The 14751-nt window shown below is 41.3% G+C and carries 6 protein-coding genes; 4 read left to right on the forward strand and 2 right to left on the reverse strand.

Annotation, left to right across the window (positions count from 1 at the left end; translation table 11 throughout):
• Window positions 1–6: 6 nt before the first annotated feature.
• Window positions 7–9816: a right-handed parallel beta-helix repeat-containing protein gene (locus tag QXF67_03090; protein ID MEM3060491.1), complete on the forward strand. Its 9810-nt coding sequence runs from the start codon at window positions 7–9 to the stop codon at window positions 9814–9816.
• 43 nt (window positions 9817–9859) lie between these two features.
• Here the strand turns inward: QXF67_03090 and QXF67_03095 are convergent, their stop codons facing one another.
• Window positions 9860–10903, reverse strand: coding sequence for a M42 family metallopeptidase (locus QXF67_03095; GenBank protein ID MEM3060492.1), 1044 nt, complete (start codon window positions 10901–10903; stop codon window positions 9860–9862).
• Window positions 10904–10968: 65 nt separating this feature from the next.
• On the opposite strand from QXF67_03095, the gene QXF67_03100 reads away from it, so the two are divergent.
• On the forward strand, window positions 10969–11838 hold the full coding sequence (locus tag QXF67_03100) for a ribonuclease Z (GenBank protein ID MEM3060493.1): 870 nt from the start codon (window positions 10969–10971) through the stop codon (window positions 11836–11838).
• A 44-nt stretch (window positions 11839–11882) separates the two neighbouring features.
• Here QXF67_03100 and QXF67_03105 read toward each other — a convergent pair whose 3' ends face one another.
• Window positions 11883–12302 carry a hypothetical protein gene (locus QXF67_03105; protein ID MEM3060494.1) on the reverse strand — a complete coding sequence of 140 codons (420 nt, stop codon included), beginning with the start codon at window positions 12300–12302 and terminating at the stop codon, window positions 11883–11885.
• Window positions 12303–12382: 80 nt separating this feature from the next.
• Here QXF67_03105 and QXF67_03110 point away from each other — a divergent pair, with 80 nt between their 5' ends.
• Window positions 12383–13201 (forward strand): hypothetical protein, encoded by an 819-nt coding sequence (locus tag QXF67_03110; GenBank protein ID MEM3060495.1) that lies wholly within the window; start codon window positions 12383–12385, stop codon window positions 13199–13201.
• 119 nt (window positions 13202–13320) lie between these two features.
• A complete protein-coding gene (locus tag QXF67_03115) occupies window positions 13321–14748 on the forward strand; it encodes a phenylalanine--tRNA ligase subunit alpha (GenBank protein ID MEM3060496.1) in 1428 nt (475 codons plus the stop codon).
• The last annotated feature ends 3 nt before the right edge of the window (window positions 14749–14751 follow it).

The following is a 14751-nucleotide window of genomic DNA, read 5'->3' on the forward strand; positions in this document are numbered from 1 at the left end:
GTTACTGTGTATTCTACTACTCCTGGTCCAAACATATCTAACAATCAAATCAACAACAATTTAGGTGGAGGCATAAAAGCCATAGATCCAACTAAGCAGAGCCTCAGGATAGTAAACAACACCCTTATCTCAAACTCATACTTTGGGATAAACATAACCTACTCAAACAACACCTATATAGCAAACAACTCTCTTGGCTTAAACTCCGTCGATGTAGACAACAAATCCTCTAATATATCCTATGCATATGACAACGCATGCAACAATCCACTTAACTTTAGAGACTTTGGGCAGGTTGGTTGCACATGGAACTATCCCCCACCAATCTTCATATCTTCCTGCTCGAACTTAACATCGGCAGGTTATACTTATATCCTAACCTCCAACATCACCAACTGGGGCGGTGCCACATGTTTTAACATAACAGCGGAAAATGTCACCCTTAATTGCGCAGGATACACAATCAACGGAACAAACACACAAGACTCTTATGGGGTCTATTCTACCTATTCCAATACAACTATCAAAAACTGCATAATTGACATGTTTAAATATGGGATTACTCTGTCAAATGCAAACCAAAACTACATATTAAACAATTCAATTCAGGCAAACATGACCGATTCAAAGGGAATTTACCTAATCTCTGCACCTTCAACTATCATTGAAAACAATACCATCTCTATCAAGCAGCCTGTTGGCACATTTCCATTTGAAGGCATAAGGGCAGAGTATTCAAACTATCTAGTCCTGCACAACAATTCAGTAACTACAAACTACACAAGAGCAATATTCCTGCGCTTCTCCAACTATTCTAATGTAACAAACAATTACGTATTCTCAAACAGGAGTTGGGGCATTGATACATATTTCTATAATACTATCAAAAACAACTTCATCTCCTCATATTCTGGCAGAGCCCTTGATCCCGGCGATTACAATATCGTAATAAACAACACAGCAATTTCCACATTAGGCCCAGCTATAATCCTCTCCCCTGGCACTAACGTGACATTTGTTAATAATACAGGGATATCACACAAACGCTACGGCTTAGAATTAACGACAGGTAGCCAAAACAACACTTTCATAAACAACGTTTTCATATCCAATTATTCATTTGGGGCATATCTTGCATCCTCAGAGCAGAACACCCTCACTAACAACACAATAAAGTCAGTGTATGGCCAAGCCTATGCCTCCCCATACTCAAAATCAAATAGGATAGCCAATAACACGATCATATCAGAGTACAACATTTCAATAAATCTTACCAGCACCAACTCCTCAATCTTTGAAAACAACACCATAAGCTCGCCGACGCTGTGCTTTGGCCTCTTCCTATCGAATCAAAACTCTCTTGTCTCAAACCAGCTTTCTGCATGCACAATTTATATAAACGGAACAACACAAACCTCAAATTCCTCATTCAACATAATAGAAAACAACACCGGAGTTTCTATAATCAACCTAACCGCATACACCTACAACAATTTCGGATGCCAAAACGAGGGTGCAACGATTATTGACGATGGAGACAATAACTCGGTCTATCCCTCCTGCTCACCGTCCATCTCCTTCAACCTTACTCCTAAGTTCGTAGTAAAAGGCGCCAATGTTTCTGTTGTTGGTCGTGCTGAATTCGGAGGAGCAGGCATAAAAAACAAACCAATTACTATCTATTTCAACGGCACTCAGATCTCAGATAATGACCTCTCCCCACCAGGGCCTCCGTCTACTAATTCAACTGGCTGGTTCAACTATACATTCAACGTAACTAATGCTTCCTGGTTATTCGGAATCCCGCTTTACGAATCAGGCCAATACAACGTTTCAGTAAACTTTACTGACTTGGGAAGATCAGCCAACAGGACAGAGAATATGACTGTCTTTGAATTCTATCCCTCAATCAGAACAAACAAAAGCCACTTTAAGTCATCAGACCCGATAAACATCTCTATAGTCATCTTTACCGACGTTTCAAACTATCCCTACGCGGATGCAAGTGCTCTTTCCCTTTGCATAAGCAACGCAGAAAGCCCCGAGAACTGCTCCATTGCTGTTCTCTCAGCAAGAAAGGCATCTACAGGAAACTATTCAAACGAGACAGACATTGCTTCTTCACTATCAGAAGGAAATTACTCAGCTTATACAAACCTTTCAGTTCAAGGAATATTGCGCTCAAACTCAACTACTTTTATAATTGACAATACTCCTCCGTACATCGAAAATCTTACCACAACAGGACTTAATGTATTTAACTACACTTCACCTCAGTCCACATACACGGTCTACATAAACGTTACCGATAATAGAGGGATTTCAAGCGTCCTTTGCGAGCAGGCAGGTATAAACATAAGCGCAAACTTTACAGGAGGTGGCTCAAACGCCTGGTCATGCTCTCTTGCTGCACCACCATTAAACAAAAACTACAATATCACCATTTTTGCTCTTGATAATGCAGGGAACGTAAACTCAACAGGCTTTGAACTGAGCACCTTGGGCTTTACGAACCTTACGATGCTACCACAGATAGGGCAGCTGACCCCTATAACAATAAACGACCTACATGCTGGCTACTATGTCATCTACAACATAACTTTAAATAACACTGGAAACGCAAAGGCTCACCGCGCCAACGTCTCAATGACGCATGCGGTCTCACCGCAGTACGTAACTACGACAACATCAACTGAAAACTGCACACAATCAATAAACTATGGTGGCGGAAGCTGCACAGTTTCTTTTAACGTAACGGTGAATGCACAAGCACCACAGGCAACATATTATCTTTACTTCAGATCCAATTTTACGAACAATAACCTTTCCATAGGCACCACAAGTGAGAAATATCTTGCAGTCACAGTAACCGGAAACCCGATTCTTACTTCTGCAGACTACAACACTACAATAAACCACTCCACGACCGGAAGATTTAACCTCTCTCTAAACTCAACAGGGAATGATAACGTCAGAAGCGTTTCAGTAAGCTATATTCCAAATACGCTTCCATCATCCTGGGTTGCCTTTGCACCTGAAGCATTTGTCAGTATAGACGTGGGATCGTCTGAAAACGTCTCGGTTAATATAACTGTGCCCACCTACACTTTGCCAGGAAATTACACTGGTCACTTTGATGTGAACACTTCTAACTCAAACAACATTTCAATAAACATCTCAGTCAATGTTCCTGCAATGCACGCCTGGACCTTAACGCCATATAACCAGACAAACACCACAGGCCTATCCAACTCAGGTTCACTTGGAACTGCCTATATAAACAACACTGGAAACATCGAGCTCAACTTCACGATATCTTACTCCGGCTCGTTTGTCGGCTCGGCAGTTGACCCGGGAACAAATCCAACAAACATCACGCTTCATATAGGCGAACTTTACAATTTCACGCCGTCTCATTCAGGCTCTCCCACACCGGGAACGTGGACTCTTAACATAACCTTTACAAATCTCTCTGCTACACCTACCTCAAACTTTACAATAATGAACTTAGAGGTTGTCGATCAACCACCAACGATTTCAGATCAGATAAACGCAAGCCCAGGCTTTATTTCAGAAGCAAATGTCCAGCTTCGAATAAACTTCACAGTCAAAGATGACCAAAACTTAGTTGATTCGAACTCCGTTCACTGCAATTTCACTCTTACCTCAACCCAAAAAGTTCAAGCAAGCCAGATAGCTGGATGCCAAGACTGTTGGAAATGCCAATATACTCCAACAGTTGGAGGCAAATACAACCTTTCAATTTTTGCCTCTGATACAGGGGGGAAGATGAGCAATGCTTCAAGAAATCTAACCATAATCGGAAAAACTTCCGTGCTTGTAACCATGAACTCAACTTCCGTTTCAGTTTCAGGAATCAATCAAACAACATCTAAGAACGTAACTATCACTGTTTATGCAAACAACACCGGAATGGGTACTGCAAAGTATGCTATTGGTTTTGGACAGGAACCGCCAAACTGGGTCTCGTCGATTTGGAACTACTCTTCAATCTCAAACTCAACAAGAAAAGAAGGAAACATAACCGTTACCGTACCGACTGGCACAGAACCGGGAACATACTATACATACATAAAAGTTAACTGGACTAATCCGGACAACTCAAATAGCACTAACACGAGTACCTCACTTTTAGAAATATCTGTCCTTCCAAATCCGCTTCTGACGATGCAGGAGGATTTCTCAGTCTATCTGGAGCAAGGCACAAATTCGAGCACCCTACTTTATCTAAACTCAACCGGAAACGACCCAATTTTAAGCCTAAACCTTACTTGTCGTGGCACTTATTGCCTAACCTTTAACATAACCTTCAACGAAAGCGCGGTATCTACTATTCCCCCAGGCACTCTAAAGACCATAAACGTTTCAATAAGAGTGCCTCGTGGGCAGATTGCAGGACCCTATCCAATCCCCATAAACGCAACAGCAGTTCAATCAGGCGCACAAACCATAATGACTATTATTGTAGGCTCTGATTATTCATGGTCCGTGACTCCCACATCATTCAACACTTCAGCAGTCATCGGCTCCTCAGGCGCCACCTCCTTTACAATCCAAAACAGTGGCAATGAGGATCTCTTCTTCTACTTCAACTTAAGCGGAAACATCACCGAAGTTCTTTCTCTGGAAACTCTCAGCAGTGAAGTCATAAAACTAACAAATTATACCCTTAACCTTACCTACTCAGCCCCACTCTCTCCGGGAACTTACCAAGGAATTCTCACAATAAACGAAACGACAAACAACACCTTAACCACAATTCCATTAGACTTTAAGGCGTTTTCAGGTTTTGTTAGCATAAGTCCAAACAAAAATGTCAAACAAGTCAACATACGCAGAGGGGACACCATATATATAAATGCGACCGTGACCGCAGCGGGCTCTTATATAAACGAAAACGTTAGCTTCCAAGCTTTTGTTAACGGCTCCTCTTGTCCAGTATCAGGCTACGTCAACATCCCAGCACAAAATCTTTGGATGATAAACTGCACAGCTCCTTCGGAAAACGACGGTTTATGGCACAATCTTACGATATATGCAAACTATTCAACTCTCAGCATCATAATCAAAAACACGACTAACGACTCCATACACTATCTGGACATAACCCCCCCTGCAATTGTTGCAAGTAGCGAAAATGTTTCAGGTACAAATGTCTCCATTGAGCTTAACGTCTCAGATAACATCAACATAAGCACGGTAAGTGTATATATCTTACAGCTATCTTCAAATGTTACTCTGAACAAGAGCGGCCAATACACATACAGATATAACCTTTCAAATCTGTCAATAGGGGACTATGACGTCATCTATTGGCTCAACGATACCACCGGCAACTCAAACTATTCAACAGACTACTTTGAGGTATGGAGCGACGCAGCCTTCAGCGGCGATATTAAAAACTCATCAAATCAACCAGTTGTAGCAATATTTAATCTCTACAGAAACGGAACAAACCAACTCCTTCAAAACTTTTCAACAAATTCAAGTGGGCAGTATCGGGCAACAATTCACGATAGGCTGTATGACCTAAACATATACTCCTCTCAAGTCGGTTTGAATCTGACCATAAATAAAATCAATCTTGTCTCCTATACTGACTCATTTGATTTCGATAAGATACAAAAAAGAGAAACAAATCTAGTAAACGGCGTAAATGGAGTAGGATTGCGTTCAAATATAACAGAAAGCGCAACCATTACCATCTCCTACAATTCAGAAGACCTCACAACAGCTGAGGACTACTTAAAAATTTACAAGTGTGGAAATTGGAACTTCTCTACTAAAACCTGCTCGGGTTCATGGTCCCAACTCACCAGTGTAGTTGACAAAGTTCGTGACACAGTATCCGCAAACACCACTCAGCTGTCTGACAGCGACAAAGAGGTTGCATACGTTCTTGGAGAGTCACAACCAACAAGTGGCCAACCGGATATTTCAGTTTCAAGCCCAGACACCCTGACAGTACATCACAACAGAACCGGAACTTCGTCATTCTCAGTAGTCTCAAGCGGAACAGGGACCGCGCTAGGGGTGAACGTCATTTGCGTTTCTGGTACAGTCTGTCAGATGAAAGAGACTTCAATGGCACCAACATATTTTGAGTCGATAACTGAGGGTTCAGCACAGACAGTTAATATAAACGTCTCAATACCTTATGCCTACCCACCCGGAACGTATCTTGCGATAATAAATGCCTATGGAGAAGGCATAAACAATAAGACAGTCCAGCTTCAAGTAGTCGTTCCGTCAAATGCTTCATGGAATATAAACCAAACTTACTTTAACTCAACGGTCGGCACGGGGGAGACAGCAATAGGATACTTTGAAATAGAAAACAAAGGAAACATAAACTTTCAACTCTCTTCATCTACCAACAACTCAATTGCATATGCAAATGAAACCTTGCTATACTTGCCAAAGAATCAATCTTCTGCAAGAGTCTTCAAAATTATTGCAAATGCAACTTCCCCAGGAAACAGGACAATTACAATAACTCTCTCCAATTCATCAGCTAGGCCACAGTCACTCCAACTAAATGTCTCACTAAATGTTGTGAACTTTACGGTTACTGTGTTATCTCCAAATTCTCAAAATCCAGAATCGAATATTACTCCAGAAACCAAAATAAACATAACTGCCCGCGTTTATCTTGAGGGCACAGAAGTCACCAGTGGAGTCAATTGGAGCGTAAGTGTAGGGGGCTCGTCATGTCCGCTTGCAAACTACAGCTATTTGGACAAATGGGAAATATCCTGCTTGGCTCCTTCAATATCCACAATCAACAACTCTCTCGTGGTTTATGCAGTTTATGGAGAATACTCAGCCTCAGATTCCAAGAGCAACTCAATCCAGTATACTGATACGGTGCCTCCGCATATAAATATCACCGCACCATCTCAGTACAGAGGCGGGATTATTCCGATAACCATTTTTGTGACAGACAATGCTGGTGTATCAAACGTTTCGGCAAACATCACATACCCAAATGGATCAGTTTATGGTCTTCCCCTCACCTTCTCAGATCCATATTATATAAACAATCTTGATACTTCCGAGCTCAATTACGGAACTTATAAGATATCAGCCCGTGCAAACGATACTTCAGGATTAACTTCAACAAATACTTCAGCGTTCAACGTTCTCCGCGGCGGTTATATAGCTGGAAACTTTACAGGACCAAATGCGACTGTTCATATCGTTGAAATAAGACTCTACGACGTTGAAGGAAATATCCTATTTGCGTTCAACTCAAGTGGAGTTTTCAACAAAACAGTAAACGCAACCGATATTGTGAATCTTGAGCTCCTGGCATTTGGCCACAAAGCAACAATAAATGGGGTAAATATCTCAAACAACATCTCCAACATTTTCAGAATTGACGAGATATATCCAACATATGTTGGAAGGGGGGCACTAAAAGCTATTTCAATAACTAATATCTCTGTAAATTACACAAACGGAACAGTTACTATGGACTATTCAGGAACAAACTACGTTTCAGAATCAAACGTCGGCTTGTACAAGTGCTCTGTCTGGGACTTTAAAACACGCACGTGTACATCTGGCTGGGAGCGCCAAACAAACGTTTATGTAGATAGAATAAATCACAAAATAAGTGCAAACATATCAAGCTTCTCAGCATACGCAGTAGCTGAATATATCTGTGGCGATGGCGTCTGCCATTCTACTTATGGAGAAAGTAATGCCTTATGCCCATCAGATTGTCCGCTTCCAAGTCAATCCACTCAAGTTCAGGTTAGCGGTGGAAGCTCAACCTCTTATTCCACCACAACTATCCAAGGCGCAAGCGAGCAACAGCTAAAAGAGATACGCACTGAGATAGAGAAGCTTCAGTCTATGCAGCCGGGAAGCGAAGATTTCAAAAAGCAAGTTGCACTCATAGAAGAGCTTTACAAAAACCTAAGCTCACAACTTATGGCTGGAGCAAATCTTTCTGCCCACGGAATGCAGACTGTTACAAACAGCATATACTTTGAGCTTTATCCAGGAGAGGAAACAACTACTTCAACTACACTAAGAAGTACATTAGATGCTGAAACCAAAGTAACCATAAGAGTAGTGGGCAACGTAAAGCCATACGTTGTGCCCTCCGTAGAGTCCTTAACCATCCCTCCACACGGTGAGGCGGATATCACTCTCTACGTTACACTTCCCCCAGACGCAAAGCCGGGAGTATATTATGGCTCGGTTGAATTTGAGAACGACGTCGGTGGATTGATACAAGTACCATTTAATCTTAGGATATTGCAGGAAAAAGATAGGCTATTGGACCTAAAAATACAGCCCGTCGACAATGTCGTTGAACCCGGCGGAAGGCTGAGAATAGAAACAAACATCTACAACCTTGGGGAAGCTCGCAGAGTTGATGCCCAACTGAAAATCCAAATGATCGAGCAGACAACTGATAAAATCTTAACACAAATCGAAGAGGCTCTTGCAATAGAGACTTCACTCTCATCAGTTAAGACGGTGGAAGTGCCTGGCGATGCAGTTGAAGGGAAGTATATACTCCGTGCAATTGCAACTTACCCTGTGTCTTCAGGACTTTCACGAGAAGCCGTATCAGTTTCTACAGTACAAGTTCGCCGCTCCCTCACACCTCTACTCCTCTTTTTTGTTGTGCTTGTGCTTGTTGGTGGCGGGTATGTCTTGTGGAAGCGGAGGGAGAGAGAAAAGAAGAGATTTATGGTAAAAATAGACTTCTCAAAGCTACCTCAGTTTGATGAGCGGACAGCTTTCATAGGAAAAATAGCAGAGACAAATGTGCGTGCCGGATTCCCCATAGACAAACTAGTTATGCATACCCTTATTGCAGGCGCGTCTGGTTCAGGAAAGACCGTTGCAGCTCAGGTTATAGTTGAAGAAGTGCTAAAGAAAAAAGTTGCGGTAATCGTTTTTGACCCAACTGCTCAATGGACAGGATTCTTAAGAAAGAACACTACAAAGGAGATGTTGGATCTCTACCCCCAGTTTGGAATGAGCAAATCAGAAGCCACGGCGTTCTCTGGTAATATATACCTCCTAAAAAACCCAAGCCAAAAGATAAACATTAGAGAGTTCATGAAGCAAGGTGAAATATCTGTCTTTACCCTTGCAGGCTTCAAATCCACAGACATAGAAACATTGGTCTCAAATGTAATAGACCAAGTATTTGAGCTTAAGCTTGACGAATCAAAACAGCTTAGGCTCCTTATAGTGTTTGACGAAGTTCACAGACTACTTCCAAAATTTGGTGGCACAGGAAAGGGCTTTACCAATATCGAACGCGCTGTGCGAGAATTTAGAAAATGGGGAGTAGGAATGCTTCTATCCTCACAGGTTCTATCTGACTTTGTAGGCGAGATAAAAACAAACATATCAACAGAAATCCAGCTTAGAACAAAATACGAAGAAGACCTCAACCGCATAAAGATGAAATACGGGGAAGAAATATTGCGATACATAGTCAAATCCCCAGTTGGAACCGCCATGATACAAAATGCAGAATTTAACCGAGGCAACCCATACTTTGTTTCATTCAGGCCGTTGCTTCATTCAATAGTCCGCCTCTCAGACAAGGCTCTAGAAACTTATCAGAAATACAATGAACGAATTTCCAAGATAGTCGAAACGATGGAATATCTCAAATCAAAAGAAGTTGATGTGTTTGATGCCGAACTTGAACTTAAGCTTGCAAAGGATAAGCTAAATAAGGGTTCATTTGAAGTGGTGGAGATATACCTCGACTCTCTTGAGAAGAAACTTGAACAGATAAAAAGAAAAATAGGCTAGCTAACTGTTGCCATGCCCCTACAAGCCCCATGCCTACACTGGCTTAAACTTTAAGATTTTTGCCAACAGCTACAAGTAGGTCAATTGTCCTATCCACATCCTTCAAAGAACAGACTTGAACATTTGAATGTATGTACCTAGTTGGGACGCAGATTGCTATTGAAGGAATGCCGCCTCTTACATTATAAACGCTTGCAGCATCCGTTGCTCCCCCCTCAATGACCTCAAGTTGTACTGGAACCTTTGCTTTTTTTGCAATAGTTATAACATCTTGGAGAAGTTTTCTGTCAGCAACGTTGCCTCTTCCACCAGCTTCAACGAATGTGATGGCAGGCCCACCATCTAACTTTAAGGGAGCTTCATCCTCGCCGACTTCGGGATGGTCTCCAGCAATGGAAGTATCAACAGCAACGAATGCAGATGGTTCTTCATTGTATGCTGAAATCTTTGCTCCCTTTCCAAAGGTAGATACTTCTTCTTGCGCTGTCCCAACAAACAATATGTTACTACCCTTCAGTCTTTTTGCAAGTTCAAGCAATATGTAGCATCCTATCCTATCATCCAACGCTTTCCCAGTTATCCGTGAGTTTGCAAGCTTCTGGAGCTTCATATCAAAGCATATGGGGTCTCCAATACAAATTCCTATGCTTTCGGCGTCTTTCTTACTCTTAGCTCCAACATCAATAAAGAGGTTTTTTTTGTCAATTGCTGATTTCATCTCCTCCTCCTTCATAAGATGTGGCGGCTTTGAGCCTATTACCCCATAAACATTCCCGTTCTTCGTCTGGATTATTATTCTTTGATTTACAAGGGTTCTGTTATCTATCCCTCCTACTTTGATGAATTTTATAAATCCCTTGTCAGTGATATGTTTTACCATCATGCCAATCTCATCCATATGTGCTCCGAACATAAGAGGCCTTTTTCCAGCTTCCTTCCCTCGAGCAATAACATTCCCAAACCTATCTATCTCAACCTCTAATCCGGCTTTTTCAAACTCTTCACGCATAACTTTCACTATCCCTTCCTCTCTTCCAGGTATCCCAAATGCCTCTGAAAGTTTAGCTATAAGTCCAACATCAGCCATTCATATCACCTTCCTATTCTTCTTTTGGGCTTCTTTTTAAAAGTCTTTTGAATACTAACTCACATATGATTCGCCTGGTCTTTTTAGGCACCTCAGCAGCAATACCCTCTCCCGACCGTAATCTTTCTTCCATCGCAATCCAAAAAGACGGTTCAGTCTATCTTTTTGATTGTGGAGAAGGCACTCAGAGACAGATGATGCGATACGGCGTCAGCTATGAAAAAGTCGTAGCTATATTCATAACACATCTGCACTTAGACCATTTCCTTGGAATATTTGGCTTGCTTGAAACAAGGAAGTTAAAGGGAAGGACTGAAAAAATAAAGATTTTTGGGCCGCCTGGAACCAAAAATCTCTTTGAAAAGGAAGAGTATGTGGAGGTTTTTGATATTCTAAGGGGAGGAAAAGTATATTCTGATAAAGGCTTTTGTGTTTTTGCATTTCGTTCAAATCATGGCCTTAAGTATTCATTTGGATACATCTTCCAAGAAAGCGAAAAGATAAGATTTATCGCAGAGAAAGCTCATGCCATGGGCTTAAAAGGACCGATGTTTTCACAAATACTTCAAAAAGGAAAACTAAAAGTAGGAAACAGAACAATACTCCTTTCAGAAATATCATACAAGGCAAAGGGAAAATGCATTGTGTATACTGGAGATACTAAGCCTCTCCACAGAGTGCCTCAACTAGCAAAGAATGCAGATATCATAATTCACGATGCTACTTATTCTGTTGAGCGCTCAAGAGAGGCTAGAGAAAGAAACCATTCAACCAGCGCTGATGCAGCAAGATTTGCCAAAAAGGCAAAGTCAAAACTCCTTATCCTCACCCATATAAGCGGAAGATATCCCAACCCAACCATTCTTGAAGATGAAGCAAAAAGAATATTCAAAAACAGTCGGGCAGCCTATGATGGGATGGAAATACTCCTCTAATTCTCTTATAATCTGCTTGTAGCGCAGGGTTCTACTTCATATAATCATGAAGCCGGATTCTCGTGGCCTTCGGTTTGTGTCTCTTGCTTTTGTATAGATATCTTTGGAGGCATCATCGGAGGTGATAGATTCACGATGCGGACTGCTAAAATGCCATTAGTTGAGCAAGTGAAATTAACAGTATTTAACACAGCTTCTGCAAAATCATCTGGAAGCTTTCTTTCCTTTTCCCACTTTTCCTTTATCTTTTTGGCAGTTTTTTCCTCTTCATTTGCATAGAGTACTCCGGACATTTTGAGGCTTCCTACGTCTTTGTCATATTTGGCGTGATATGTGTAATAGACTTCAACCCTCCTTCCATTTATCTTTACATCGTCCATAGAAATATTTATTGAAATTCCAACCATAGGCTCGTCGCTGTCTTTTCTTACTTCAACAGAATTAATTCTCCCGCTTACTATCATACAACCACCTCAGCATTCATATTTTCCCTTCAAAACTATTAAATAACTGCTTTTCATTAGTAAGTACGATGGTAAGTACTATGAAAAGTTGTTCTTTGCTCTTTACCTTAATCGCCATTTCGAGCCTCTTATTCTCAGGCTTCTCCACAGACCGTTTTGCACTTTTAATCTCAATAGATGAAAAGGGAAATACATACGTAGAGGAGAGACTTGACATCACTATAACCTCACAACAATCAATAGCACTTTATAGAAGCGCCATCAAGAGCACTGAACTTGCTAAACTCAGAGACATACTGAATCTTTCAGATGTCAGATATCATATATCCGGTGCCTACACCAACATACAAAATGTTCGACTACGCTTAACTCCCCCGTATTGGTGCAATGAATTTAAGGCAACCTGTCAGGCCACAGTCTTTCTAACTTATGATGTAGCACCTATTTTTCTGAACAATACAAAACAAAAATCTTCAGTTTTCTTTGCAGATGCATTTAAGCCACGCACCACCCGATATACCTTGAATACCAACTCCATCACCATCGGATCAAGCGAAGCAGGGATAATAAGAGTTGGAAGACAGGAAAACCTCACACTGCTGATTCCACAAAATGCAAAAGCATTCATGCAACCACCACCGTTGGAAGTTGAGGAACGAGTTGGACCGGGAGGAAAATTCAAAAAATACACATGGAGCGGCTCAGAGATTTTTGAGTTTTCATTTGAATACGAAGAAAGCCTGGAATCAGAAGTTCTTGGCTTCTTTGGTTCATTCCAGAGATCAATCCAAAATCTCATTTTTGGGCCAGAAGGAGCAGCCGTGATCGTGATAATTGTAGTTGTAGTTGGTTCTTATCTTTATCTAAACTTCATAATAAAGAAAAATAGGCAAAAATAATCCAATAAATCAAATAGATTATACCCAATAATAATCAATAATCTCCTGTAGGAGGGAAGGGGTTAGGAGGCAGCAGAAATAAAATCAGAAAAAACACAAAAATCGGAGGGTAGTGTGTTATGATTCTTCACCAATACGAAAAGCGCATTCTCTTGGCGCTCAGGCCCCTAAATCATTCACTATCGCTATCAGAAACCGCTAAGAAAGCATCCCTTTCAGAGGACGCCGCAATAAAAGCTGCAATGTGGCTTGCTGAGAAGGGACTTGCAAAGATAAATTCTCAATCATCAAAAATTCTTTCATACACCAATGAAGGTGAAAGCTACCTCAAAAACGGCTTTCCGGAGGTGTCAGTTACCAAGAAAGCAAGAGCAGGACTTTCAGTAGAAAATCTAGACCCACTTGAGCTAAAGATTGGATTGCCTTGGGCAAAGAAAAAAGGCTGGATAGAGATTTTGAGTGGTAAACTAGTACTCACTGAGAAAGGTGCGGAGGTCTTGACACGCGAAGTGACCAACCCATACATTCCAAGTGAACAAGAACTTATTTTGCGAGGTCTCGCACAAGCATCGGAAAAGAAAACATACACGATAGAGCTTACATCTGATGGCAAGAATGAAGCTGAGCGAACGGATTTATCAGAAGAAGAAATAAATCAAATTACCCGTCAAATGCTTATTTCAGGTGAATGGAGAGGAAAGAAGCTTCGAGAATACGATATAAGTTCACCGGTTGAGGAAACACTATGCGGAAAAAGGCACATCATCTCTCTACTCCAAAACAAAATCTCTAAAATATTTCAAGAGATGGGTTTTGAGGAAATGGAGGGAAAAATGATAGAATCCTCCTTTTGGAATTTTGATGCTCTCTTTCAGCCTCAGGATCACCCAGCAAGAGACCTTGCAGATACTTTTTACTTAGAAGGAGAACATCCATTGCCCGACAACGACTTAGTTCAGAGAATTAAAAAGGTTCATATGCGTGGATGGAAATACAAATGGAAAGAAAGCGAAGCAAAAAAAACCATCCTCCGCACTCACACAACTTCAGTTTCAGCAAGGACTCTTTACTCCAATTTCAAAGCAGGCATACGAGAAGGAAAAAAGTACTTTTGCATAGGAAAAGTGTTCAGAAATGAGGCAACCGATTACAAGCATCTTGCAGAATTCTTTCAGGTTGAAGGAATCGTTGTTTGGGAAGGGGCAACATTTTGCCATCTACTTGGCTTTTTGTCAGAATTTTACAAAAAGCTTGGATTTGAAAAGATACGCTTCCGACCATCATACTTTCCATATACAGAGCCATCTCTTGAGGTTCACGTGTGGTATGAACCAAAAAAAAGCTGGATGGAGCTTGGAGGAGCAGGAATATTCAGACCAGAAGTGTCACTCCCACTCTCTGAGCGCTATCCGGTGCTTGCGTGGGGTCTATCACTAGAGCGCCCACTCATGCTGCTTCTTGGAATAGAAGACATACGTTCTTTTTACAAAAATAATATAGGTTTTCTTAGAGCTTCGAGATTTCCAGAACTCCTAAATAAGAGGTAATGA

The sequence above is a fragment of the Candidatus Anstonellales archaeon genome (genome assembly GCA_038869735.1).
Taxonomy (GTDB): Archaea; Micrarchaeota; Micrarchaeia; order Anstonellales; family CG1-02-47-40; genus JAWCQO01.

Excerpts from the sequence above, each read along its gene's own strand:
- QXF67_03100 (MEM3060493.1), top strand. The coding sequence starts at position 10,969 with ATGATTCGCCTGGTCTTTTTAGGCACCTCAGCAGCAATACCCTCTCCC.
- QXF67_03105 (MEM3060494.1), bottom strand. The coding sequence starts at position 12,302 with ATGATAGTAAGCGGGAGAATTAATTCTGTTGAAGTAAGAAAAGACAGC.
- QXF67_03095 (MEM3060492.1), bottom strand. The coding sequence starts at position 10,903 with ATGGCTGATGTTGGACTTATAGCTAAACTTTCAGAGGCATTTGGGATA.
- QXF67_03115 (MEM3060496.1), top strand. The coding sequence starts at position 13,321 with ATGATTCTTCACCAATACGAAAAGCGCATTCTCTTGGCGCTCAGGCCC.
- QXF67_03110 (MEM3060495.1), top strand. The coding sequence starts at position 12,383 with ATGAAAAGTTGTTCTTTGCTCTTTACCTTAATCGCCATTTCGAGCCTC.